The organism is Streptomyces sp. NPDC005423 (genome assembly GCF_040606415.1).
In the GTDB taxonomy this organism is placed as follows: Bacteria; Actinomycetota; Actinomycetes; order Streptomycetales; family Streptomycetaceae; genus Streptomyces.
This window is the reverse complement of record NZ_JBEXET010000015.1, coordinates 46266-71018: the sequence shown is the minus strand read 5'-3', so window position 1 is coordinate 71018 and position 24753 is coordinate 46266. Positions and strand designations below refer to the sequence as shown.

At 70.8% G+C, this 24753-nt stretch carries 23 protein-coding genes and 1 pseudogene; 17 read left to right on the top strand and 7 right to left on the bottom strand.

The annotated features are described in order from the left end of the window. Positions 1-105 precede the first annotated feature (105 nt). Positions 106-714 (bottom strand): TetR/AcrR family transcriptional regulator, encoded by a 609-nt coding sequence (locus ABZT12_RS18105; RefSeq protein WP_356384798.1) that lies wholly within the window; start codon positions 712-714, stop codon positions 106-108. A gap of 143 nt (positions 715-857) precedes the next feature. On the opposite strand from ABZT12_RS18105, the gene ABZT12_RS18100 reads away from it, so the two are divergent. Next, positions 858-1715, top strand: coding sequence for a MoxR family ATPase (locus ABZT12_RS18100; protein ID WP_356385027.1), 858 nt, complete (start codon positions 858-860; stop codon positions 1713-1715). Then, complete coding sequence (locus tag ABZT12_RS18095; protein ID WP_356384795.1) at positions 1712-3064, top strand: VWA domain-containing protein; 1353 nt, start codon at positions 1712-1714, stop codon at positions 3062-3064. The genes ABZT12_RS18100 and ABZT12_RS18095 overlap by 4 nt, the downstream gene beginning before the upstream one ends. A gap of 153 nt (positions 3065-3217) precedes the next feature. Here ABZT12_RS18095 and ABZT12_RS18090 read toward each other — a convergent pair whose 3' ends face one another. Next, the gene (locus ABZT12_RS18090) at positions 3218-3916 is read right to left on the bottom strand and encodes an SDR family NAD(P)-dependent oxidoreductase (protein WP_356384792.1); all 699 of its coding nucleotides are present in this window, start codon (positions 3914-3916) and stop codon (positions 3218-3220) included. Positions 3917-4029: 113 nt separating this feature from the next. On the opposite strand from ABZT12_RS18090, the gene ABZT12_RS18085 reads away from it, so the two are divergent. Continuing rightward, positions 4030-4905: a helix-turn-helix transcriptional regulator gene (locus ABZT12_RS18085; protein WP_356384789.1), complete on the top strand. Its 876-nt coding sequence runs from the start codon at positions 4030-4032 to the stop codon at positions 4903-4905. A gap of 133 nt (positions 4906-5038) precedes the next feature. Further along, positions 5039-5602, top strand: a complete 564-nt coding sequence (locus tag ABZT12_RS18080) for a dihydrofolate reductase family protein (protein WP_356384786.1) — start codon at positions 5039-5041, stop codon at positions 5600-5602. Positions 5603-5654: 52 nt separating this feature from the next. Here the strand turns inward: ABZT12_RS18080 and ABZT12_RS18075 are convergent. Beyond that, positions 5655-5816: pseudogene (locus ABZT12_RS18075) on the bottom strand (chloramphenicol phosphotransferase); the annotation flags it as partial. A gap of 165 nt (positions 5817-5981) precedes the next feature. After that, positions 5982-6542, bottom strand: a complete 561-nt coding sequence (locus tag ABZT12_RS18070) for a helix-turn-helix domain-containing protein (protein ID WP_356384783.1) — start codon at positions 6540-6542, stop codon at positions 5982-5984. A 48-nt stretch (positions 6543-6590) separates the two neighbouring features. On the opposite strand from ABZT12_RS18070, the gene ABZT12_RS18065 reads away from it, so the two are divergent. Continuing rightward, positions 6591-7631, top strand: coding sequence for an epoxide hydrolase family protein (locus ABZT12_RS18065; protein WP_356384780.1), 1041 nt, complete (start codon positions 6591-6593; stop codon positions 7629-7631). Positions 7632-7787: 156 nt separating this feature from the next. Here ABZT12_RS18065 and ABZT12_RS18060 read toward each other — a convergent pair whose 3' ends face one another. After that, positions 7788-8528, bottom strand: coding sequence for a class I SAM-dependent methyltransferase (locus tag ABZT12_RS18060; RefSeq protein ID WP_356384777.1), 741 nt, complete (start codon positions 8526-8528; stop codon positions 7788-7790). Positions 8529-8980: 452 nt separating this feature from the next. On the opposite strand from ABZT12_RS18060, the gene ABZT12_RS18055 reads away from it, so the two are divergent. From ABZT12_RS18055 to ABZT12_RS18040, 4 genes are all read left to right on the top strand, one after another. Then, complete coding sequence (locus ABZT12_RS18055; RefSeq protein WP_356384774.1) at positions 8981-10663, top strand: carboxylesterase family protein; 1683 nt, start codon at positions 8981-8983, stop codon at positions 10661-10663. 253 nt (positions 10664-10916) lie between these two features. Beyond that, positions 10917-11924 carry a DUF3500 domain-containing protein gene (locus tag ABZT12_RS18050; RefSeq protein WP_356384771.1) on the top strand — a complete coding sequence of 336 codons (1008 nt, stop codon included), beginning with the start codon at positions 10917-10919 and terminating at the stop codon, positions 11922-11924. Beyond that, complete coding sequence (locus ABZT12_RS18045) at positions 11921-13324, top strand: HupE/UreJ family protein (protein ID WP_356384768.1); 1404 nt, start codon at positions 11921-11923, stop codon at positions 13322-13324. The genes ABZT12_RS18050 and ABZT12_RS18045 overlap by 4 nt, the downstream gene beginning before the upstream one ends. Positions 13325-13726: 402 nt before the next feature. Beyond that, complete coding sequence (locus ABZT12_RS18040; RefSeq protein ID WP_356385024.1) at positions 13727-14053, top strand: hypothetical protein; 327 nt, start codon at positions 13727-13729, stop codon at positions 14051-14053. A gap of 280 nt (positions 14054-14333) precedes the next feature. Here the strand turns inward: ABZT12_RS18040 and ABZT12_RS18035 are convergent, their stop codons facing one another. Next, entirely contained in the window at positions 14334-15035 is a 702-nt protein-coding gene (locus tag ABZT12_RS18035) for an SDR family oxidoreductase (RefSeq protein WP_356384765.1), read from the bottom strand. A 128-nt stretch (positions 15036-15163) separates the two neighbouring features. Between ABZT12_RS18035 and ABZT12_RS18030 the strand changes: the two genes are divergently transcribed. Further along, positions 15164-16138, top strand: a complete 975-nt coding sequence (locus ABZT12_RS18030) for a pyridoxal-phosphate dependent enzyme (protein WP_356384762.1) — start codon at positions 15164-15166, stop codon at positions 16136-16138. A gap of 204 nt (positions 16139-16342) precedes the next feature. Here the strand turns inward: ABZT12_RS18030 and ABZT12_RS18025 are convergent, their stop codons facing one another. Continuing rightward, positions 16343-17308, bottom strand: coding sequence for a pyridoxal-phosphate dependent enzyme (locus ABZT12_RS18025; RefSeq protein WP_356384759.1), 966 nt, complete (start codon positions 17306-17308; stop codon positions 16343-16345). 320 nt (positions 17309-17628) lie between these two features. Between ABZT12_RS18025 and ABZT12_RS18020 the strand changes: the two genes are divergently transcribed. The 7 genes from ABZT12_RS18020 (at position 17629) to ABZT12_RS17990 (ending at position 24671) form a co-directional block, all read left to right on the top strand. Beyond that, positions 17629-18540, top strand: coding sequence for an expansin EXLX1 family cellulose-binding protein (locus tag ABZT12_RS18020; protein WP_356384756.1), 912 nt, complete (start codon positions 17629-17631; stop codon positions 18538-18540). Positions 18541-18705: 165 nt separating this feature from the next. Beyond that, positions 18706-19215 carry an SRPBCC family protein gene (locus tag ABZT12_RS18015; RefSeq protein ID WP_356384753.1) on the top strand — a complete coding sequence of 170 codons (510 nt, stop codon included), beginning with the start codon at positions 18706-18708 and terminating at the stop codon, positions 19213-19215. A gap of 451 nt (positions 19216-19666) precedes the next feature. After that, positions 19667-20338 carry a GntR family transcriptional regulator gene (locus ABZT12_RS18010; protein ID WP_356384750.1) on the top strand — a complete coding sequence of 224 codons (672 nt, stop codon included), beginning with the start codon at positions 19667-19669 and terminating at the stop codon, positions 20336-20338. Positions 20339-20507: 169 nt separating this feature from the next. Next, complete coding sequence (locus ABZT12_RS18005) at positions 20508-21737, top strand: extracellular solute-binding protein (protein ID WP_356384747.1); 1230 nt, start codon at positions 20508-20510, stop codon at positions 21735-21737. Between the two features lie 14 nt (positions 21738-21751). Beyond that, positions 21752-22891 carry an ABC transporter ATP-binding protein gene (locus tag ABZT12_RS18000; protein WP_356384744.1) on the top strand — a complete coding sequence of 380 codons (1140 nt, stop codon included), beginning with the start codon at positions 21752-21754 and terminating at the stop codon, positions 22889-22891. Further along, positions 22888-23796, top strand: a complete 909-nt coding sequence (locus tag ABZT12_RS17995) for a sugar ABC transporter permease (protein ID WP_356384741.1) — start codon at positions 22888-22890, stop codon at positions 23794-23796. The genes ABZT12_RS18000 and ABZT12_RS17995 overlap by 4 nt, the downstream gene beginning before the upstream one ends. Continuing rightward, complete coding sequence (locus tag ABZT12_RS17990; RefSeq protein WP_356384738.1) at positions 23793-24671, top strand: ABC transporter permease; 879 nt, start codon at positions 23793-23795, stop codon at positions 24669-24671. Before ABZT12_RS17995 ends, ABZT12_RS17990 begins: the two co-directional genes overlap by 4 nt. Positions 24672-24753 lie beyond the last annotated feature (82 nt).

Sequence of the window (24753 nt, the reverse complement as noted above, 5' to 3'; positions counted from 1 at the left end):
ACGCCCTTCTCGGCCGTGACCACCTCTCGGCCGTATCCCGTGACAACCCGTGACGCTGCCCACGCCGCCCACGCCGATTCCCCCACCGCGCCGATTCCCGGCCGGCTACGCCACGCCGGTCCGTCCGCGGTCGCTTTCGACCGGCTGGGCCACGCCCGCCGCGTCCAGCAGGGTCGTCACGGTCGCCGTGGTCAGTCCGTCCAGTGTCTCGATCCCGGCGCCGGCCCGAGCGCTCGCGCCGTCGAAGACCAGCATCAACTGGCGGGCCAACAGCTCCGGATCGCGCGCCCCGCCCAGCTCCGCCTGGTCCCGGAAGGCGTCCTTGAGCCGGTCCTTGGCGGCCCGGGCGACGACGCTGGCCGGATGGCCGGGGTCCTTCAGCTCCACCAGCGCGGCGAGGAAGGGACAGCCCCGGTACTCGGGCGCGGCCGACAGCCGCTCGGCCCGAGCGAAGGTGTCCAGGATCCGTTCGCGGGGTGTCGCGGCGTCCGGCTCCGCCGGCGTCAGCTGTGCCGCGTAGCCGGGAGCGCGGCGCTCCAGGCTGGCGGCGAGGACGTCGTCCTTGCTCTCGAAGAGCTGGTACATCGACCGCTTGGAGACGCCGGCGGTCCGGCACAGCGTCTCGACGCCGATGGAGACACCCTCGCGGTAGAAGAGGTCGGCGGCTGCGTCGAGCAGCCGGTCGCGGGTGGACGCCCTGTCTGTCGTGGCCATGCAGCCAGGTTAGCGCGGAACGGACGGAGAGGAAACCGATCGGTGTACCAGGGTGACAGAGGTGGTGAACAAGCGCTTAGATAGTGAGTGCCGAGTGGGTGGGCAGGTACCGATCACGTCCGTGCGCGCTGGAGGCCCCGTTGCTGTTCACTTCCGTCGACGACGTCTCCGCGCGCCTCGCCGAGACCGGCTACCTCGCCTCGCCCGCGGTCGCCACCACCGTCTTCCTCGCCGACCGGCTCGGCAAACCGCTCCTGGTGGAGGGCCCGGCGGGCGTCGGCAAGACCGAACTGGCCAAGGCCGTCGCCGAGGTCGCCGGGGCCCGACTGGTCCGGTTGCAGTGCTACGAGGGGGTGGACGAGTCCCGGGCGCTGTACGAGTGGAACCACGCCAAACAACTGCTGCGCATCACCGCCGGCCGCGATGAGAGCTGGGACGAGACCCGCACCGACATCTTCAGCGAGGAGTTCCTGCTGCCCCGCCCGCTGCTCACGGCGATCCGCGGCGACGACCCCAAGGTCCTGCTGATCGACGAGACCGACAAGGCCGACGTCGAGGTCGAGGGCCTGCTGCTGGAGGTGCTCAGCGACTTCCAGGTCACGGTCCCCGAACTGGGCACGATCACCGCAACCCGCCGCCCCTTCGTGGTCCTCACCTCCAACGCGAGCCGGGAACTCTCCGAGGCGCTGCGCCGCCGCTGCCTCTTCCTCCATATCGGCTTTCCCGACGAGGAGTTGGAGCGCCGCATCGTACGGCTGAAGGTGCCGGAGCTCGGCGAGGCGCTGGCCGGGTCGGTGGTCCGGGTGGTCGGCGCACTGCGGGAGATGGACCTGCGCAAGGTCCCCTCGGTGGCCGAGACCGTCGACTGGGCGCACACCCTGCTGGCGCTCGGCGCCGACACCCTCGACGAGAAGGTCGTACGGGACACCCTGGGCGTGCTGCTCAAGCACCAGGACGATGTCCTCAAGGCGTCTGCGAAGCTCGACCTGGACGCCGTGTGACCGCCGGTGTCGGCGAGCGGCTTACCGGGCTGGTCGGGGCGCTGCGCGCGCACGGGCTGCGGATCGGTACCGGCGAGACCGTGGACGCGGCGCGGGCCGTGGCCGCGCTCGGCCTGGCCGACCGCGAACTGCTGCGCGAGGGGCTGGCCGCGACCCTGCTGCACGGCGTGGCCCAACGCCCGGTGTTCGACCCGGTCTTCGACCTCTACTTCCCGCGCGGCACAGGGGCACCGCGCGGCGAGCCCGCCGACCGGGAGAACCTCCGCGACCGGCTCGCGGCGGCGCTCGTCGCCAACGACACGGCACTGCTCGGGCAGTTGGCGGCCGAGGCGGTCGACGGCTTCGGCGGCTACGGCAGTTCGCCCGCGTCGGACGGCTGGTCCTCGTACCAGACGCTGGACCGGCTGCGACCGCGGACGCTGCTGGCCCGGGTCCGGGCCGACATCCGGGCCCGTGGCGGACACACGGGGTTCACCGACCGGCTGCTCGACGACGAGATCCGGCAGCGTATCGAGGGATTCCGCCGACAGGTCGCCGCGGAGGCCCGGCGCCGGGTCGCCGAGCGGCGCGGCACCGACGAGATCGCCCGGCGCGCGGTGGCGCCGACCACCGACCGGGTCGACTTCCTGATCGCCGGACGGGCCCAACTGGCCGAGCTGCGCAGGACAGTTCAGCCACTGGCGCGCAAGCTGGCGACCCGGTTGGCGGCGCGCCGCCGCCGGGCCGCCCGGGGCACCATCGACCTGCGGCGCACCCTGCGCCGCTCGCTGTCGACGGGCGGGGTGCCGATGCGGCCGGTGCTGCGCCGGCGCCGCCCGGTCCGGCCCGAACTGGTGCTGCTCTGCGACGTGTCGGGCTCGGTGGCGGGTTTCTCGGACTTCACGATGCTGCTGGTGCAGGCGCTGCACGACCAGTTCAGCAAGGTGCGGGTCTTCGCCTTCGTCAACCGGATCGACGAGGTGACCGGCCTCCTCGTGCACGGCCGCGCCGATCCGGAGGGCCTCGGCGCCCGCATCCGCGCGGAGGCCACCCTCACCGGCTGGCACGGGAGCAGCGACTACGGCGTCGCCCTGGGCGAGTTCACCGAGCGGTACGGCGACACGGTCGGCCCGCGCACGACGGTCTTCGTCCTCGGAGACGCCCGTACGAACATGAGCGACCCGAACCTGCCGGCCGTCCGGCACCTGACCGAACGGGCCCGCCGCGTCTACTGGTTCAACCCCGAGCAGCGCTCCCAGTGGGGCACGGGCGACTCGGCCGCCCTCGCCTACGCGGAACTGGCCGAGATGCACGAGTGCCGCAACGCCCGCCAACTCGGTTCGCTGATCGGGCGGTTGCTGCCCATCTGACCAGGCTCGGGCGTACCCGGTGAAGCCGCCCTCGCGACCGGACGCAGACGGTCGGGACCAGGCGGGCAGACAGTCGGGCGGTCGGGCGGTCGGGCGGTCGGGCGGTCAGGCGGTCAGGCGGTCAGGCGGTCAGGCGGTCAGGCGGTCAGGCGGTCAGGACCAGGTGATCTCGCCGTCCCGCGAGACGAACCGACCGCTGCCGGCACCGGGTTCCTCGGTGGCGAGGGCGACGATCGCGTCCGTGCCCTCGGTGACCGTCTGGTGCCCGCTGTGGCCGTTGAAATCGGTCGCGGTGTAACCGGGGTCGGCGGCGTTGACGCGGATGTCCTTGAGGCCCTTCGCGTACTGCGTGGTCAGCATCGTCACCGCCGCCTTGGAGGAGGTGTAGAGCGGCGCGACGACGCGCGACTCCGGCCGGCCGGGATCGTGGGTGAGGGCGAGCGAACCCATGCCGCTGCTGACGTTGACGATCACCGGATCGTCCGAGCGGCGCAGCAACGGCAGGAACGCGGTGGTGGTGCGGACGACGCCGATCACGTTGACGTCGAGGACGGCGAGGGCGTCGGCCGCGGTGAGCTCACTGGGGTCGCCCAAGGGACCCGGCACCCCGGCGTTGTTGATCAGGACGTCGATCCGGCCCTCGTGGGCGGCGACGTCCGCCGCGGCGGCGGCCACGGAGGCGTCGTCGGTCACGTCGATGAGGACATGGCGCGCGCCGAGCACGGCGGCGGCCTCCTCGCCCTGCTCGCGGTCGCGGGTTCCGACGAGCACGGTGTGGCCGTACTCGATCAGGCGGCGGGCGGTCTCGCGGCCGAGACCCTTGTTGGCTCCGGTGATGAAGGTGATCGTCATGGCCTAGATACTGGTCCCGACCGGACGGAGGGGCCAGGGACGTCCCGACGGTAGGAGGACCAGTACCACCTTCGCGCCGCCCGCCCGGCCGGGGATGCGGAAGGATGGGGATCATGCCTACGACACCCGGAACCGGCCTGGGCGCCATGATCCGCGTCTGGCGGGAGCGACTGCCCCCGTCGGCCGCCGGACTGCCGGCGGCCCGGGGCCGCCGGGCCGCCGGACTGCGCCGCGAGGAACTCGCCGACCTGGCCGGAGTCTCCGTCGACTACGTCGTACGCCTGGAACAGGGCCGGGCGACGACACCCTCGGCGTCGGTGGTGGCGGCCCTGGCACGCGCCCTGCAACTCTCCCGCGCCGAGCGGGACCACCTGTACCGGCTGGCCCGGCTCGTGCCACCGGCCGACGGCACGGTCTCCGACCATCTGCCGCCGGGTGTGCAGCGGGTGCTGGCCCGCCTCGGGGACGTGCCGGTCGCCGTGTTCGCGGCGGACTGGCAGCTGGTGTGGTGGAACCGTGGTTGGGCCGCCCTGCTGGGTGACCCCTCGGCCGCACCGCCACGGCTGCGCAACTTCGCCCGCGACAGGTTCCCGGTGAACGGCACCCCCGCGAGCCTCGCACGGTGGCCGGTGACCGAAGCCGACCGCGACGCCACCGACACCGCCGTCGTCTCCGATCTGCGCCGGGCCACCGGCCGCTTCCCCGAGGACCGCCGACTGGCCGGGCTGATCCGCGAACTGACCGCGGGCAACCGGCGGTTCGCGGAGCTGTGGGCGACCGGAGCGGTGGCCACGCACCGCGAGGACCACAAGACGATCGACCATCCCTCGGTGGGACCGGTCACGGTGGACTGCGACACCCTGACCGACGGCGACTCCGAACTCAAGATCGTCATCTTGACCTGCGTGCCGGGCAGCGACGACGAGACAAAACTCCGCCTCACCGCCGTCACCGGCCCGGCGGCCCACCCGTACCCCATGCACTCCTGATCCGGCACGGGTCGACTCTTCGATCAGTGGGCCCGTACCGACGCGACTCTCCCCAGGAGGAACCGCGCGCCGCGATGAGTTCGGCGACGTCCGGCGGTCCTACCGTCGAACCCCTTACCGAGGAGGACCTCTGATGCGCAGCGTGACCTATTCGATGAGCGTCTCACTCGACGGCTACATCGTCGGGCCGGACGGCGGCTTCGACTGGACGGCGCCCGACGAGGAGATCCTCCGCCTCGCCACCGACGAGATCCGGCAGGTCGACGTCCACCTGATGGGACGACGGCTGTACGAGACGATGCTGTACTGGGAGACCGCCGACCAGGATGCGTCGCTCGACGACTCGATGCTTGAGTGGGCCGAGCTCTGGAACCCGCTGCCGAAGGTGGTGTTCTCCACCACGCTGTCGGCGGTGCGGGGCACTGCCCGCCTGGCCTCCGGCGGCCTGGCGGAGGAGATCGAGCGGTTGCGTGCCGAGCCGGGAACGGGCGACATCGCGATCGGTGGCGCCACCCTCGCCGCCGAGGCGGCCGCTCTGGATCTGATCGACGAGTACCGGCCCAGGGTCTACCCGGTACTGCTCGGCGGTGGCATCCCGTTCTTTCCACGGCACGAACGCCGGGTGGATCTCGAACTCCTCGAGAGCCGCACCATGGGTTCGAACGTCGTCTGCTTCCGCCACCGCGTGGTGCGTTAGCGGGCTCGTCCGCCGTGCCCCGGGGGAGAAGGGGATCGCCGTCCGGCGCGCACTCGGTCCCGCCGTCCGACGCCCGCATGGACGCGGGCATCGCCTCGACCAGCGTGTCCGTCCCGAGGGCCGGCCACGGCTCCGGCAGCACCGCCTGCGGACACCCCACGATCGCGGATTTCCCCGAGCTCGAACCGCCGCTGACAACGATCACCTGAGTCATCACCGCGCCGCAGTGAGGGCACCGGGGCGGCGCTCGAAACGGGTTCTCCCCGGCCCCACGCCGTGACCGCGACGGCCGGCGGGCCGGCCACTGTCCATGACGGGCGGACACGGGACCGCAGGTGCTGACCGGACGGGGAGTCGCGGTCCTGCTCGCTGTCGTGTGTCACCCGTCGGCGAGGCGTTGGATGGTGGCGCTCAGCCAGGCCTGGAGATCAGCGGGGTCGCCGAGTTCGGCACGCAGGACCCGGCGGCGGGTCGAGACACCGAGCACGAAGGCGTCGATCGCGGCGGCTCGGCGGCGGGCGTCCGCGTCGTCCAGGCCGCTGTCGCGCAGGTAGCGGTGGAGCGGCTCCAGCGAGTTCGCGTCGAGGAAGGCCGCCAGCGCCTCCGCCGCCTCCGGACGTTCGCCTGAGGCGCGTTGCAGTACGAGCAGCGGGTCCTCCCCCGGCGCGCCGAACCAGCGCTGGACGATGCTCGCCGCGAGGCGCGCACCCAGCTCGGAACGTTCGCCGTCGAAGGAGGTGGAGACCGGGATCTCCACCCGCGTCGCCGCCAGGAAGAGCCCTTCCTTGCCGCCGAAGTACCGCGTGATGAGGTTCGGCGACACACCGGCCGCGTCAGCCACGCCCTTGACCGTGATCGCCGTGTACCCGTGCCGCGCGAACTGGCGTCGCGCGTGTTCCAGGATCCGTTGCCGGGTGGCGGTCGCGTCGCGCAGAGTCATGTGTATCAGCATACACATCACGTCCCGTTCATGTGTACGCTGATACACATGAACGATGAGATGCGGAAACGACTCCAGCGGACGCGGCGCGTCACGACCCCGTGGAGTGACGACGAGACACGCGGCATCACCGGTAACCGCCTTGACGCACTGCTCGAACACTGGGCGAGCGGGTACGACTGGGGCGTCCACGAGCGCCGTATCGGCGAGTACCCCTGGGTCACGGTGCGGGCGGGCGACACCGACCTGCGGCTGATCCACCAGCGGTCCGCGGACCCCGGCGCCCCCGTGGTCGTACTGCTGCACGGCTGGCCGGACTCGGTGCTGCGGTTCGAACGCGTCCTGCCTCTGCTGACGGAGGCGCACGTGGTGGTGCCGGCACTGCCGGGCTTCCCGTTCGCGGCCCCGCTCACCGGCCCCGGCATGTCGGTCGACCGGATGGCCGGGATCGTCGCGGACGCCCTCGATGAGCTCGGCCATCCGCGGTACACGGTCTCCGGCGGCGATGTCGGTGGCACCGTCGCGGAGATCCTCGCGGCCCAACACCCGGACCGGGTGGCCGCCTTGCACCTCACCAACGTCGCCCCGCAGCGTGCGCTCACGGCGGACCCGTCGATGTTCGCACCGGACGCGGCGGCCTACCTCCGCCGGTCGGCACAGTGGTTCCGGTCCGAGGGCGGGTACATCGCGGAGCAGTCGACCCGGCCGAACACGCTCGCCGTCGCCCTCGGCGACTCACCGGCCGGCCTCGCGGCATGGATCGTCGAGAAACTGGAGGCATGGTCCGACGGGTCGGCCTTCACGCCGGACGAGCTTCTCACCTGGGTCAGCGCCTACTGGGTCACCGGCACGATCGGCACCTCTTTCACCGCCTACGCCGAACCGGCCGCCCTCCCCGCCCGGATCGAGACGCCGACGGTGCTCTCCGTGTTCGCGCGCGACCTCAAACCGGAGCCGCGAAGCTACGCCGAGGCGTTCCTGAACGTGTGCGCCTACGTGGAACACAGCGCCGGTGGCCACTTCGCGGCCTGGGAACAGCCCGAGGCCTACGCCGACGACGTACTCCGTGCGGTCAAGTTGGGCGTCTGACCTGGAACTTGGGGGTGGATACACCACCCCTGCCCATGTCCTGCCCATGTTCTGCTCCTGGCCATGTCCGCGAACTCGTTATGCCCGCCCGGGAGTTCCGTCGTGCTGCACCGACCGGAAGTCGGCCATCCGTCGGGTGTCCCCGGCTGGGCCGGGTCAGGCGGACGCCGTACGACGCAGGACCAGGCTGACGAACCCCCAGGTGTCCCGGTAGACCCGCAGCCATTCGGAGCGCCGGACCGCGGCCGTCTCCAGCACGTGCGCGCTGTCGGGACCGGCTGGGCGATCGAGGGCCCAAGTGGCCAGTGATCCCCAGCAGTTCCATTCGTAGTCATCCAGCTCGTGGCGCGTGCTGACATGCCCGTGGACAGGTGTCCACCCCTCGGCGGCGATCCTGTCCAGGGTGGTCGCCAGGTCGGTGAAGTCGCCGAGCATGTCGACAGCCTCCCGGGAAGGCTCGCGGTCCCAGAACCCGTCACCGATGAGTAGGTGGCCGCCGGGGGCCAGGTTCTGGCCGGCTGCGGCGAGTGTGGGAAGCAGTCCGCCGAAAGCATGCGTGGCACCGACGCTCAGCACCAGGTCGAACGACCGGGGGGAGGCGAACTCCGCGGCGTCCTGGTGATGGAGAACGAGGCGCTCCCGCACCCCGAGGCGTTCGGCTCCCTGCCGGGCCTGCGCCAGGGCTTCCTCGGAGAGGTCGACGCCCTCCGCCAGTAGGCGCGGCCACGTGGACAGGGCGCGCAGCAGCCACTCCCCGCCACCGCAGCCAAGGTCAAGGACACGCTCGTCGCCGCGCTGAACGCAACGCTCCAGCAGCCGGCGCACCGAGTCGTCATCGAGCGGAGCCTTTATCGGATGCTCGGCATGAGCGATTCGGGAGATCTCTTCGCGATTCATCGGCGCAGCGTGCCACCACCTTCCACTGGCGCGCACCTGATTTTCGCCGCTCCACGTCGCCGCCGGGACGACGACACCGGCGGCGGACAGCGCGACTCGTAGGGACATGGATTCTCCCTGCCCATTCCGGCTCGACCAGGTACTCCGGCATTTCCCGAAACCTAAGCTTGCGTGTCGCGCATCACTCGCAATGGCTCACCGATGTTGATTCGCGGGACAGAACGCTGGCCTGGTAGCGGCTTCTCCGACGCCATCCTGTGAAGTAGTTATCGATTTCCTGAGAATACAGAAATCCCCCGGCTTTCAGCTTGCTCCGTGCCGCCGACGGGTCTACCGTCCCGGGAAGGCTTCAAGACCCTGCATTGAATTCAGCCAATCCTCTCTGTCCGCACAGAACATTAGGAAATCACGGTCTGTTCACACCGACCGGCACCTACTACTAGGAGAATTCCTTGACCTCGGAGAACACGCAGCGTTTCCGTGACGGCCTGGTGAGCCGGCGCCGGTTCCTCGGTGGCACGCTGGCCGCCGCCGCGGGAGTGGGCGCACTCGCCGGAGGCGCGAACCAGGCCGTCGCCGCCACCACGTCGAGCGGCGCCGGGCCCCTGCCCGGCCCGGTGCGGATCGACAACGGCCTGCTCTCCGGGACCACCGCCCAACTCTCGGGCGTCAGCGCCTACTTGGGCATCCCCTACGCGGCGTCCACGGCCGGGGCGAACCGCTGGCGACCGCCGCGGCCGGCCGCCGCCTGGTCGGGCGTACGCAAGGCCGACGCCTTCGGTGACATCCCCCCGCAGAAGTCGATGGGACCGGGGGGTTCCTCCTCCGGCCCGGCGCAGAGCGAGGACTGCCTCAACCTCAATGTGTGGACCGGGGCCACGTCCTCGCACGAGCGCCGTCCGGTCCTCGTCTGGATCTACGGCGGCCGCTTCGCCCTCGGCTCCGGCGCGGACCCCACCTTCGACGGGGCGGGCCTGGCCGCCAAGGGTCTGGTCGTCGTGACCCTCAACTACCGCGAAGGCGCCCTCGGCTTCCTGGCCACCCCGGAACTGACCGCCGAGGACGAGCACAACTCCTCCGGGAACTACGGCTTGTTGGACCAGATCGCGGCACTGCAATGGGTCCAGCGCAACATCCACGCCTTCGGCGGCAACCCGGACCAGGTGACCATCGCCGGGCAGTCGGCGGGCTCCGCCTCCGTCCTGGAGCTGGTGTACTCCCCACTGGGCAGGGGACTGTTCCACGGGGCCATCGCGGAGAGCGGGGCACGCTACCCGCGCGACCCGGAGACCGCCGGACTGGCCACCTCCTACCGCCCGACCCTCTCCGGCGCCGAGACGCAAGGCAGCGCCTATCTCCAGCAGCTCGGCGTCACCACCATCGCCGAGGCCCGCGCCCTGGACTACACGAAGGTGATAGCGGGCGAGAACGCCAACGACACCACGGTGTCCGCGCCGATGAACGGCAACCCCCCGTTGTTCCGGCCGGTGTTGGACGGCTATGTGCAGCCCCGCAGCTACCAGGAGGCGCTCTCTCTCGGCCGGCACAACGACGTCCCGATCATCACCGGCAACAACAAGGACGAGAGCGGCGCCACTCCCACCGCGAACACGACACTGGCCGCGTACCAGGCGATGGCCAAGACCAAGTACGGCTCCCTGGAGTCACAGTTCCTCGCGCTGTACCCGGCGAGCACCGACACCGAGGCCTGGGAGCAGACCAACGCCTCCGCCCGGGACAGCTCCCGGATCTCCACCTCGCTGTGGGCCACGGAGTGGCTGAGCAAGGCCAAGAGCCCGGTGTTCACCTACTTCTGGACGCACGCCCCGCCCGGACAGGACAGGGGTGCCTTCCACGGCTCGGAGATCCAGTACGTCTTCGACAACCTCTACTCCAGCGGCAGCGGTTGGACCGACACCGACCAGGAGATCGCGGACACGCTCTCCGACTACGTGGTCAACTTCGTTACCCACGGCGACCCCAACGGCAAGGGCCTCACGCACTGGGCACCCGCCCGCCGGGACGCGTACACCACGATGGAGCTCGGCGACAGCTGGGGCCCCGTCGCCGACGCCCCCCGCGACCAACTGGACTTCTACGTCAGGGAGTACTTCCCCGGCGGCACCGCCTGGTGATCCTCACCGCCGCGGCATCGGCCCCTCCGTCGCGAGCACGGAGAACCGATCCACTCCTCCTTGCCCTCCCCCTGCCCTTCCCCCACGACAGCTGGAGATCTTCCCGACCATGCGCAAGAACCTGGCCCTCACAACCGGCACCGTACTGTCGGCGGCTCTCGTCGCCGGCGGCTGCGGTGCAGGCGATTCGACGTCGTCGTCGTCCTCAAGCCCTTCGTCGCAGCAGAGCGCCGGTCAAGGGGGCCCAGGGGGCATGGGTATGCAGCAGGTCACGGCGGTCGATCTCAACACCGACGGGGCGAGCCCCGGCGGCGCCAACACCGCTGCGGTAGTGAAGGCGGTGAAGGCGTTCCTTGCCACGCTCGACGACACCGCGCGGGACAAGGTCGAGTACGACTTCTCGGACAACAAGGCGCGCCAGACCTGGTCGAACTTCCCCGCGACGACCGTGCCGCGCGAGGGCATCGAGATGTCCAGCCTCAGCACCGCACAGCAGACGGCCGCCGACGCGGTACTCAAGGTGGCGCTGAGCCCCAGCGGCGCGCAGGAGGACGCCGACATCCGCAAGGCCGACAACAAGCTGAACAGCCTCGGAGGCCAGGGCGCCGACGGTTTCGGCAGCCTGAAGGACTACTACTTCGCCGTGTACGGGACGCCGTCGACGACACAGCCGTTCATGGTCCAGTTCGGTGGCCATCACCTGGCCCGCAACCTCACCTACAACGGCGACAAGGTCAGCCAGACCCCGCAGTTCGTCGGTTCCGAGCCCGCGTCGTTCAAGTCCGGCGATGCCACAGTCGCGCCGGTCAAGGCCGAGTCGACGGCCATGTTCGGCATGCTGGCGGGGCTCACCTCCCAGCAGAAGAAGGCCGCGGAGATCACCTCGGGGACCTTCGACGACCTGGTCATGGGCCCCGGCAAGGACTCGGGAACCTTCCCCACCTCCGAGGGGCTACTGGCGTCCCAACTCACCGCCGCACAGAAGAAGTTGGTGACCGCCGCGATCAAGACGTACGCCGGCGACCTCAACAGCACGGCCGCCACCGAGCTGATGGCCAAGTACGAGTCCGAGCTGGACAAGACCCGCATCGGCTGGTCCAACAACACCGGCCCGACCGACGAGAACAGCTACATCCGCATCGACGGCCCCAGTGTGTGGATCGAGTTCATCAACACCCGCAGCCAGAGCACACCCGACATCCACTACCACTCGGTGTACCGGGACAAGACCAACGACTACGGCAGCAGCAAGCCGAAGTGAGCACGCACACCCTCACACCTCCCCGAGCGGCGCCCCGCCCCAGGCAGTCCCCCGGGCGCGGCCCGCTCGGCAGGTGGGCGGCCCGCGTCGGGACACTGCTCGCCTGTCTCGCCGCCCTGACGGCCGCGGTGACGGTCATGGCACCGACCCGCGCGGACGCCCACCCGCTCAGCACCACCGCCATCCTGCTCGACGCGGCACCCGACCAGGTGACCGGCAAGGTGGAACTGCCCATCGACCGGCTCGCCCTCGCCCTGGACCAGCCGCTCACCGCGAAGACCGTCGTCGAACCGGCCGAACTCGCGGAGCTGCGCCGCTACGTGCTCAGCCACACCTCCGCGGCCGACCCCGACGGCACGCGGTGGACCACCCGCGTCACCGGCGGGCGCGTCGAGAACATCGACGGTGTCGACCACCTGGTCTTCAGCCTGGCCTTCCGGCCGCCGAACGGCACGGTGCACGACTTCCGGCTCACCTACGACGCGATCGTCCACCACCTGCTGTCCCACCAGATCCTCGTCTCACTGCGCCCGGACGGTTCGCACGGCTACACCACCCTGGGCGTGCTCGACTGGCAGCAGCACACCATCGCGGTACCCGCCGCGGGCGCCTCCACCGAGCACGGGTTCGCCGCCGCCGTACACCTGGGCATCCGGCACATCGCCGAAGGCGCCGACCACCTGCTCTTCCTGGTCATGCTCCTGCTGCCCGCGCCGCTCCTCGCCCGCACCGGCCGATGGACCAACGCCCCTGATCTGCGCCGCAATTGTGGGCGGGTCATCCACGTCGTCACCGCCTTCGCGATCGGACACTCGATCACCCTCGCCCTGGCCGCCCTCGGCTACGTCAGCGCCCCCACCCGAGTGGTGGAGAGCCTGATCGCCCTGTCCATCCTGGTCTCGGGCATCCACGCCATCCGGCCACTGGTCCCCGGCGGTGAGGCGTGGATCGCCGCCGGCTTCGGGCTCATGCACGGCCTCGCCTTCGCCGCACTGCTCAACGGCCTCGACCTCGGCCGCGGATCGCTGGTAGCGACCCTGCTCGGCTTCAACCTCGGCATCGAACTGACCCAGCTCATGGTCGTCGCCCTGCTCATGCCGTCGCTGCTGGTCCTCAGCCGAACCCGGGTCTACCCGGCGGCGCGTCTCACGGTCGCGACGGTCGGCATCGTGCTGGCCGCGGCGTGGCTCGCCGAACGCACCACGCTGCTCCCGAGCAACCCGCTCAGCCCCATCCCGGACGCGCTCATCAGGCACCCGTTCCTCGTCGCCGGAGCGCTCGCGGCCGTCGCGGCAGCCAGCTGGTCGGTACCGGGCCTACGAACCGGCAGGCCGGGGAACGACACCGCAGCCGCCGAACCTCACCGCGAGGCACACCCGATCAGCACCGCCAAGACCTGACCGAAGGAGGAAGGGGAACCGAGGTGGCCGCCAGGGAAAGACCCTTCGACCTCCCCAGGCTTCATCGCCCTTCCCTGGCCGGCTCCGGACGGGTACCCCGGCCCTCCGGCCTCATGCCTACCCGATCGGCATATTCCTACGATGCCGAGGACGTCGTAGGACGTCGTACAGGTACAGGTGGTGACGGTGGCCCACTCCCGCAACTCGGTTCGCGGATACGGCAGTTCCCGTCACGCCCCTCGCACCGAGGGTGCAATTCTACGTAAACCGGCCATATCGCATCCCGGTTGACAGTCAGCGGTCCGGTACCGCTCGCATACCGCGTTGTGGGTCCTGGGGCACCGCCATAAGGTCACCTACATGTCTCTACGTCTACGTATGCGTCAAGCACTGCCGGAAGCGATGCGCGCCCGCGACAAGGCCGCGGTGAGCGCCCTGCGCTCGACCCTCGCGGCGCTGGACAACGCCGAGGCGGTGCCCGCCGACGAGACACAGCTTCGCGGGGTCGCCCTTGAGCAGTCGCCGGTCGGTGTCGGCACCACCGAAGCGGCCCGGCGTGAACTGAGCGAGGACGACGTAGTCGATGTCGTACGAGCCGAGGCCACCGAACGGCTGGAGGTCGCGGCGCAGTTCACCGCGCCCGCGCACGCCGACCGAGCTGCGCGGCTCCGCGCGGAGGCCGCCGTGCTGCTCCGCTTCCTCGAAGGTCCCGGCACCGCCCAAGTCTGATCTGCGGGTCGCGGCCCCCATCGCGAGGACGGTGCGGGCTCATCGGGCCCTGCGGACAGCGGACTTGGCGGTGGTCGAGGCCGCCTTCGTTCTCGGCGGACATGCGCCGCCGCTGAACGGGGAGCCCCCAGGCGACCAACCTCGGCGCCGGCCAGCGGAGTTCGCTGCGCCGCGCGTGCACCACCCTTTCTGACCGACGCCTTGAAGCGCTCCTGACCGGTTGTTCGGACGGGTCCCGCGAGGTGAACGCGCCGTCCGGCGTCGCCCTCGCGGGCGCCGCCTAGGCCGCCAACTGCGGGTACAGCGCGGCCGGATCCGCCGCCAGGCCGGCCTTGACCTGGCGGGTCAGGTCATCGGCCAGTACCTCGAAGGCGCCGGACTCGATGCCGTCCAGGGCCTGGGACGCGACGCTCTCGGGAGTGGACTTGGGGCCGTCGACACCCGCGGCCAGGTCGGTGTCGACGTAGCCGACGTGCAGTCCGGTGACGTCGATGCCGCGCGGTTTCAGGTCCAGGCGCAAGGAGTTGGTCTGGGACCAGAGGGCGGCCTTGGACGCGCTGTAGGAGTTGAGGATGCCGAGCCACGACGCCACCGAGTGGACGTTGAGGAGGTGGCCGCCGCCGTTGCGCTCGATGATCGGCACGAAGGCGCGGGTGACGAACAGCGGGCCGTAGAAGTTGGTCTCGAACTCGCGTCGTACGTCCTCGACGGGCGAGTCGAGGAAGTTGGCGTTCACGGACGCGCCCGCGTTGTTGATGAGGATCGTGACGTCCTGCGCCCGCTCCGCGGCGGCGGCGACCGACGCGGGGTCGCTCACCTCCAGGGCGAGCGGGATCGCGTCGGGGTGCGTGACGGTGCGCGGGTCGCGGGCGGTGGCGTACACCTTCTTGGCGCCCCGCTCGTACAGGTCCGCGACCAGCGCGCGGCCGATGCCGCGGCTGCCGCCGGTGACGAGGACGACGGAACCTTCGATGCGTGTCATGGAGATCTCCTGAGGGCGAGGCGCGGCGATCGGAACGCAGCGGACCGGATCGGAAACCGATCGGTTTCCGTTCTTGTCCCACCGTAAACCGATCGGTTTCCGCGAGCAAGCGCGCGAGGATGTATGCCATGAACGAGCCGCATGTGGCCTTGGCCACCTTCCCCACCCCCGTCGAACCGGCGCCCAGGCTGGCCGTCGCGATCGGGCTGAACCCCGACGACCTCTGGGTCAAGCGCGACGACCTGACCGGCCTCGGGGGCGGCGGCAACAAGATCCGGAAACTGGAGTGGACCGTCGGCGCGGCCCTCGCCGAGGGTGCGGACACCCTGGTGACCACGGGCGCCGCGCAGAGCAACCACGCCCGGTTGACGGCGGCGGCCGGCGCCCGGCTCGGACTGGACGTGGTGCTGGTGCTGCGCGGGTCACCGGCCGGCGCGCGCTCGGGGAACCTGGCCCTCGACGGCCTGTTCGGCGCCCGGATCGCCTGGGCCGGAAACGTGGACCGGGCCGGACTGGACCGCGTCGCGGCCGAGGTCTGCGAGGTGCTGGGCAGTCGCGGCGCGCGGCCCGCGCTCATCCCGTTCGGCGGCTCCAGCACGCTGGGCGCTCGGGGCTACGCGCGGTGCGGCGAGGAGTTGCTCCGGCAGGTGCCCGGTCTGCGTACGGCCGTCGTGGCGCTCGGCTCCGGCGGCACGATGGCCGGGCTCGTGGCGTCGCTGGGCACGGACGCGGTGCTGGGGGTCGATGTGGGTGCCCTGCCCGAACCCGCTTCAGCGGTACGGGAGTTCGCGCAGCCGCTCGTGTCGACGCCGGTGCCGCAGGAGTCGCTGCGGGTACGCCGGGACCAGGTGGGCGACGGCTACGGCACGCTCACCGCGGCCACCGCGACCGCCGTGACCCTGGCCGCCCGGACCGCCGGACTGGTGCTCGACCCGACGTACACGGGACGGGCGATGGCGGGCCTGATCGCGGCCGTCCGGGACGGTGACGTCAGGCCGGGCGAGCGGACCGTCTTCGTCCACACGGGCGGCCTGCCCGGCCTGTTCGGGCACGCGGAGGCCGTCGCTCACGCGGAGGGACAGGTCGTCCCCTTCGAGGTATGACGGCGTCCTAGGCCGCAACAGGCAACATTCGCCCCGTCGCGACGCCATGCACGCTCCCCCACTGCCTTGAGGGCGTGGGAGGTGCCCCCACTCGCCGCACCGGCCGAAAGCCCGAGTACGTCCAGTACGAGGACTTCCGGCCGGCCCACCGAGAGCACGCACCTGACGCCGCTCCTTCACGGGCAACCGTTGCCTGCCGCGGCACTAGCCGCAGAGTTGGGCGAACCGTTCGCTGTCGATGTTGCCGCCCGAGACGATCACTCCGACCCGGTGCGGGAGCCGGCCCGCGCGGCCGGTGAGGAGGGCGGCCAGCGGAGTGGCGCCGCTCGGCTCGACGACGATCTTCAGCCGGTCGAAGGCGAACCGCATCGCGGCCCGGATCTCGTCGTCGGTGACGAGGACGACGTCGTCGACGAGGCGCCGTGTCACCTCGAAGGTCAACTCGCCCGGTGTGTGCACGGCTTGGCCGTCGGCGATGGTGCGCGGCACCGGGATGGTGACCCGGCGCCCCGCCTCCAGGGACCGCTTGGTGTCGTCCCCGCTCTCCGGCTCGACGCCGATGACCCGCGTCCCGGGGTGCACTCCCTTGACGGCGGTGGCGGTGCCGGCGATCAGTCCGCCGCCGCCCACCGGTGCCAGCACGGCTCCCAACTCCCCGACTTCCTCGATGAGTTCGAGGGCGGCGGTGCCCTGTCCCGCGATGATGTGCGGATGGTCGTAGGGCGGGATGACGGCGAGTCCGCGCTCGGCGGCCAGCGCCTCGGCGAGAGCGGCCCGGTCCTCGGTGTAGCGGTCGTAGGTGACGATCTCGGCGCCGTACGCGGCGGTCGCGGCCATCTTGGAGGCCGGGGCGTCCTCGGGCATGACGATGACGGCGGTGGTGCCGAGTTCGCGGGCGGCGAGGGCGACGGCCTGGGCGTGGTTGCCCGAGGAGTAGGCGGCGATGCCCCGGGCCAACTGCTCCGGTGTCAGTTGGGAGGCCGCGTTGTACGCGCCGCGGAACTTGAAGGCTCCGACGCGCTGGAAGTTCTCGCACTTGAGATACGTCTCGGCGCCGACGATTTCGTCGAGGGTGCGCGAGCGCAGCACCGGCGTGACGTGGGCGACGCCCTTGAGCCGTGCCGCCGCGTCGCGGACGTCGTCGAGAGTGAGGGGCGGGGTAGTGGTCACGCTTCTCCTCCGTACACCAAAAGGTCAGACTACATGTCCATGCCTTGTACGGACAGTCCAGACGAGCGGGGGTACCAACTCGCCCAAGCCCTAGCAAACTTCGTATCGCCGTACGGCCGCCGGGGGCCACGCACAGGGACGTGCTGGACGGGTTGGACGGACTGGAAGGGCGGGACGAACAGAGAAACCCCTCGCCTCCCGGCAACCTTTCCGCCCCCGGTGGCCACTGAGTGGCGTAGGGCGCACCATCGACACGATCTCTGGAACGGACGGGCATGAGGGCAGCGAGACAGGCCGCGCGGCGTCGCAGGCGCCGGATGATGACAGGCACCGCTCTGGCGGTGATCGCCACGGGCGCGGTCGCCTGGTTCGCGTACGCGGTACTGGCGTCGAGCGGCGTCCAACGGGCCGACGCGGACCGTGCCGGTGCCAGGCCCGTCGCCGGCGACCGGGCGTCGGTCCCGGCCCCCTCGGCCACGCCGAAGCCGGCCGCCACCCCGACCCCGGACACATCGGCGTCCCCCACCGCGAAGGCATCTTCGGCGAGCCCCTCGCCGCGGCCGTCGGCCACGCGCACGACTGCCGCTCCCCGGGCGGTGTCCGCGACCGCCCCGCTGGCCGGACGGATACGGCCCGCCGTCACCTACAAGGGCGTCGCCACCTTCTACGACACCGGGAACGGCGACGGGGCCTGTACCTTCGGCCCCACCAGTGACGTCATGACGGCGGCGATGAACACCGCCGACTACGAGTCGTCCAAGGCCTGCGGAGCCTATGTGCTGGTCCGCGCGGCGGACGGAGCCTCCGTCACGGTCCGGATCACCAACGAGTGCCCGGCACCCTGCGCACCCGGCCAACTCGACCTGAGCCCACAGGCGTTCGCCGAACTCGCCGCTCCCTCGCGCGGCCAGATCCCGATCACCTGGACGCTACAGAGCCCGGCCGATCCGGGCCCGATGTCCCTGCGCTACAAGACGGGTTCCACCCGCTACTGGTGCGGTGTCCAGGTCATCGGCCACCGCAATCCCGTGGCCCGGCTGGAGGTCCGCTCCGGCAGCGGCTGGCATGCGCTGCCCCGCGCCGACTACGACTACTTCCTCTCCGAGAACGGCACCGGATGCGGTGGCGCGATCCGGGTCACGGACATCTACGGGGAGCAACTGACCGTCGCGACACCCGTGTTGAAGCCGGACACCGTGCAGCCCGCCGGGGTCCAGTTCACGCGGCACTGACGGGAAGGGACCCGACGGAGCGGACACCGGCGGATCACCGCGCCGGCCGTCCGCAGCCGGTGACCGACGCCGCACCACTCCCGGCCTCCGGCTTCTGGTGGTCGCCTGCCATGATGCGTACTCGGCAGTAGCTTCGAGTTCCGTCGTCCGTCGAGAGGCAGTGCAGTGGCCCGAGTGTTCAGCGTGAGCGGCAGCGTCGTCATCGACGTCTCACCGGATGCGGCGTACCAGGCCGTGAGCCGTCCCGGCGACATGGGCCGGTGGAGTCCGGAGAACCTGGGTACGACGGACGGCCCGGCGGGTGGCAGTGCCGAGCTGGGTTCCACGTTCGTCGGGCGGAACAAGCGCGGTCGGTTCCGGTGGGTGACGCTGTGCACGGTGACGGCGGCCGATCCGGGCCGTCGCTTCGCCTTCCGTGTCCGCGCGATCGGGGTGCGCAGCCCGCGACTGCGCTCGCCGATCGCCACCTGGGAGTACCGGTTCGAGCCGGCCGGCGAGGGTACTCGCGTGACGGAGACCTGGACCGACGACCGGCGCGCGTGGCCGACGTGGGTGGCCAACGCCTTTGACCGGGTGGCCACTTCGGGCCGGACGTTCGCGGACTTCCAGACCCGGAACATCGACCGGACGCTGCACAACCTCAAGCGGGAACTGGAGAAGGACCGCGCCGCCTGACGGGTGAGCGGAGCGTGTGGACGACGGTCGGCCGTCCACGCGCACCCACCCGCCAGTGCTCCCGCCCGGCCGTTCGGCTCATCGATCACCACGCCGGTGCCCGCTCCCGGCGACCGCCCACTGCGGGCGACCACTGACGACAGCGTCGCGTCCGTCGCGACAGCCCTCGGCATGGGCGCCGCCGCCACACCGCGCCCGCACGTCCTCCGCCCGGTTCGCGCGCGCCCCCGGCCACCTGCCGTCGCGCCTTCCGCTCCCGTACCCGGCCGACGGGATCTCATATATGACCCGAACTCCCCTGGGCGCAAAGGAAATTCATTACCGTCGGGCATCTTGACGCTGGCATGCGGCGAATCTAGCTTCGTGGCGCATCGTATATGAGATCTCGGATACGCCTTCGAGGGCCGGGATCGCGCATACGCGTCCCTCTGGCACCGCAGGAGCCCGCACCGTGGCCGACATCCTCGCCCCGCACGGCAGTTCACCCTCCCGAGCGCTACCGCCCTCGCGTACCGAGGCGGTGCTCGAAACCATCAAGCACGCGATCCTGACCGGCGAACTGCGGCCGGGTCAGGCGCTGGTGGAGGCCGAACTCGCCGAACGCATAGGGGTGTCCAAGACACCGGTGCGGGAGGCGCTCAAGACACTGGCCGGGTCGGGGCTGGTGGTGATGCTCCCCTACAAGGGCGTCACCGTGCGGGAGGTGGACGAGGAACTGGCGCGGGCCGTCTACGACATGCGGCTGCTGCTGGAGCCCGTGGCGGCCGGCCGCTCCACCCTCTCCCGTCAGGCGCTGGAGGAGGCCCGCGCCGCACTGGCCGCCGCCGACCGGGCCGAGGACGCGGCCGACCGCTCGCTGGCCAACCGTGCCTTCCACCGCGCCCTGTACGCCGGTTGCGGCAACGCGCTGCTGGTGAAGTCGCTGGACGAACTGCGCGACCAGACCGCGCTGGTGTCCAGCGCGGCGTGGGCCCGGATGCCGTCCTGGGAGCAGGAGGCCCGGGAACACCGCGAGATCCTGGCGGCCGCCGAGACCGGCGACTCCCGGAACGTACGGGCGTTGATGCGTGGTCACATCAGCGCCTTCATGGCACGCAACTTCCCCGAGAACGAGGCGGAGTAGGCCCGCGCGGCACGACCGCCCCGACCCGCTCCGGCCGCCTCCCCCCGGCCGACCGCGCCGGTGCGGATTCCGTCAACTCCTTCTCCCCGCAGATGCGTTACGGCACAGCGTCACCCATCCCTCGCAAGCCCCGGCTCGCGACCGTCACTGATGAAGGGCCGCCACCGTCATGCCCGAGTTCGACAGAAGTCTCTCCCGCCGCCGTCTCCTCGGCACCCTCGCCGCCGCCTCGGCCGCCGCTCCGGTACTCGCCGCGTGCGGCGCCCCCGACAACGGCACGAGCGGCAAGGCCGCCCCCAGCAGCGTGGCGACCAAGCCGTCGAAGCCGGTCACCCTGAACATCCTGGACGTCGCGGGCAACCTGGCGCTCACCCAGCCGATCATCGACGCGTTCAAGGCGAAGCACCCCGAGATCGTCTCGAAGGTCACCACCACGACGGGCACCGCGCCGGAGCTCGCGCCGAAGGTGCAGGCGCAGCAGCAGGCCGGGAACGTACAGATCCAGCTGGTCCTCACCGGCACCGACGGGCTGGCCGCCGGAATCCAGAAGGGCCTCTGGTACGACCTGAAGCCGTACTACGGCCACTTCTTCCCGGGTCTGATGTCCAACTACGGCAGCGCGGCGGCCTCGATGGCGGCCCTCGCCCAGGACCAGGGCATCGAACTGGTCACCACCCCCGGCGGACCGCTGCTGGAGTACGACCCGGCCAAGGTGTCCTCCGTCCCCACCACGCCGGACAAGTTGCTGGACTGGGCCAAGGCCAACAAGGGCAAGTTCCAGTACGCCCAGCCGCGCAACTCGGGACCGGCCCGGACCTTCCTGATGGGTCTGCCGTACCTGCTCGGCGACTCGGACCCGACCGACCCGACCAACGGCTGGGCCAAGACCTGGGCGTTCCTCACGGAGTTGAACAAGTACACGGCCGACTACCCGGCCAAGACGTCGGCGACCATGACCAACCTGGCCCAGGGCAGTGTGCACATCATCGCCAGCACCATGGGCTGGTACATCAACCCCAGGGCGCTGGGCACCGTACCGTCCGGCATGAAGGTCGCCAAGTACGACAACATGACGTGGGTGACCGACGCCCAGTTCGGCGTCATCCCCAAGGGTGTCTCGGACGACGAACTGATCGCCGCGCTACGGCTGTTGGCGTTCGCGCTCACTCCGGAACAGCAGGCCGTCACCTTCGATCAGGGCTACTTCTATCCGGGCCCGGCGGTCAAGAACGTCACCCTCGCCCAGGCCCCCGCCGCCTCCCGGGCGACCCTCAAGAAGTACGGCGAGACCGAGTTCGACAGCTGGATATCGGCGAGCCCCGCCAAGAACTCGCTGCCCGCCACCGCCCAGGTCACCGCGTTCGACCTGTGGGACAAGAAGATCGGCTCGACCAAGTGAGTCCGGTGACCGACATGACGAAAGCGGAACCCGCCGTGGCCCCGGCGGCCCGACGCCCGGGCTCCCAGCTCGACGAGCTGCAACTGCGCGGTGTCAGCCGGGCGTACGGCGCGCACACCGCTCTCCAGCCGCTCGAACTCACCGTCAGGGGCGGCGAGTTCGTCGCCCTGCTCGGCCCCTCCGGCTGCGGCAAGACGACCGCGCTCAACTGCCTCGCCGGACTGCTGCCGTTGACCTCCGGGGAGATCCTCCTCGACGGGAAACGGATCGACACCCTGCCTCCCGAGAAGCGCGGCTTCGGCATGGTGTTCCAGAACTACGCCCTCTTCCCGCACCTGACCGTGCGCGCCAACATCGCCTTCGGGCTGAAGATGCGCGGGGTGTCCAGGTCCGAGACGGCCAGGCGGGTGGAGGACGTACTGCGCCTGGTCCATCTGACCGAGCAGGCGCACAAGCATCCGGGCCGGCTCTCCGGCGGCCAGCAGCAGCGGGTCGCCATCGCCCGCGCGATCGTCATGGAGCCGCCGCTGGTGCTGATGGACGAGCCGCTCTCCAACCTGGACGCGGCCCTGCGGCTGGAGATGCGCAGCGAAATCCGGCGTATCCACCAGGAGTTCGGGCTCACCACCCTCTATGTGACGCACGATCAGGAGGAGGCCCTGTCGCTCGCCGACCGCCTGGTGGTGCTGCGCGAGGGCCGGGTCAGTCAGATCGGCACCCCCGCCGAACTGTACGAACACCCCGCGGACGCGCATGTCGCCGCGTTCATGGGCTACCGCAACCTGCTGCCCCTCCGGGTCGTCTCCGCCGACGCCGACGGCGCCCTGGCGGAGGGCCGGGGTATCCGGCTGCGGGGCACGCCGGTCGGTGAACTGGACCCGCACGCAGGCCAGTCGGTGACGGTGGCGGTGCGCCCCGAGGATCTGCGGATCGCCGAGGAGGGCGAGGAGGGAGTGGCCGAGGCCGTCGCCGAGATCGTCGAGTACCACGGCCGCGTCCAGCACGTGGAGGCGGTCACCCGCGACGGTCACCGCCTGCACCTCAAGACCGGTCGGCACGTGCGGCCGGGAGACCCGCTGTCCGTCGCGGTCGACCCCGAACGTGCCCTTTTCTTCCCGGACTTGGGGCAACCCGCCGAGGAGGTCACGCCGTGAGCGGCCCGGCCGTCGCCACCCCCGCGACCGTCCGGACGGCCCTGCGGCATCGGCTCGCGGAGCGCGGCGTGGACCGGACACTGCTGCTGGTGCTGCCCGCCGCGCTCGCCGTGATCGCGCTCTTCTGCTACCCCTTCCTCTACGGCCTCCAGCTCTCCTTCCAGCCGGCCGCGGGCGGCGCGCTCGGCGCCTACCGGCACTTCTTCTCCGACCCGTTCGCCCGCAAGTCGCTCTGGGCCACCTTCTCGCTGGCGATCCCGGCCGCGCTGATCAACGTCGGCGCGTCGGTGCCCATCGCCTACCGGATGCGCCGTGAGTTCCGGGGGAAGCGGCTGGTGCTGGCCGTCCTGGTGGTGCCGATCACGCTGGGCACGGTGCTCACCGCGGAGGGCATCCTGGAGTTCTACGGCCCGGCCGGCTGGTTCAACCGCACCCTGCACCTGCTCGGCCTCGCGTCCTCCCCGGTCAAACTGACCATGAACTACACGGGCGTGCTGCTGTCCCTGATCATCAGCGGCTTCCCCTTCGCCTACCTGCTCACCCACTCCTACCTCTCCGGCATCCACCCGAGCCTGGAGAAGGCCGCCTCCACCCTCGGCGCGGGCTGGTGGCAGCGGTTCCGGTACGTCACCCTCCCGCTGCTGATGCCCGGGCTGATGACCACCTTCTGTCTGACCTTCGTGATGGCGTTCGCCGTCTTCCCCTCCGCCATGATGGTGGGCTCCCCGGACGGCTCGACCCACGTCATCTCCATCGAGGCGTACGAGTCCGCCCTGCAACGCTTCGACTACGCCCAGGGCTGCGCGGACGCGATGATCATGACGGTGCTGATGTTCGCCGTCCTCGGCGCCGTGACGCTGCTGCGGTCCCGGCTGTACACGGGTTCCACGGGAGGCAAGGGATGACCGCCCTGCTCGACACCGCGCCCACCTCCCCCGCCGCACCCCAGGCACCCGTACGCCGTCGGCTGGTGCTCAGGCCCGGCGCCTGGCTCACCTGGGCCGCCCTCGCCTTCTTCTTCGTCAACCTGCTCGGCGTGATCGTCACCGTGCTGCTGAACTCCTTCGGCCGCCACTGGTTCGACAGCTGGCTGCCCGGCGGCTGGACCAGCCACTGGTACGGCGACGCCTGGCGCGAGTTCGACCTCGGCCAGGTGCTCGCCACCACGCTGGAGGTGACCCTGACGGTCGTCGTCATCTCCCTCGTGCTGGGCGTACCGGCCGCCTACGCGCTGGCCCGCCGCACCTTCCCCGGCAAGCGGCTGGTCACGACGCTGTTCGTCCTGCCCATCCTGGTGCCGCCCATCGCGTACGGCATTCCCCTGGCGACCGTGCTGTACAAGTTCCAGCTCGCCGGATCGGTGACCGGGGTGGTGCTGGCCAACCTGGTGCCGTCGATCCCCTTCGTGGTGTTCACCATGACGCCGTTCATCGAGCAGATCGACCCGAAGATCGAGCACGCGGCGCGCATGTGCGGGGCGTCCACCCTGACCGTCCTGACCCGCATCCTGGCGCCGCTGCTCCTGCCCGGCATGCTGGCCGCCGGAATCCTGGTGCTGGTACGCACCTTCGGCATGTTCGAACTGACCTTCCTGACCTCGGGCGCGTCCAGCCAGACCCTGATCGTCGCGCTCTTCTCGGCGGTGAACTCGGCGGGCATCCGCGCCACCCAGTCCGTGGACGCGATGGCCGTCATCTACACCGCCTCGATGGCCGTCCTGCTGCTGGTCGCCCTGCGTTTCGTGAACCCGACCCAGCTCGTCGCCCGCTCCGACGACTGACCCGGCGGGTGCGGCCGCGGCACCCGCGCGGGAGGATCGTGTCAGCCCGGTCCCGCGCCCCGACCGCACCCGGTGGAGGAAC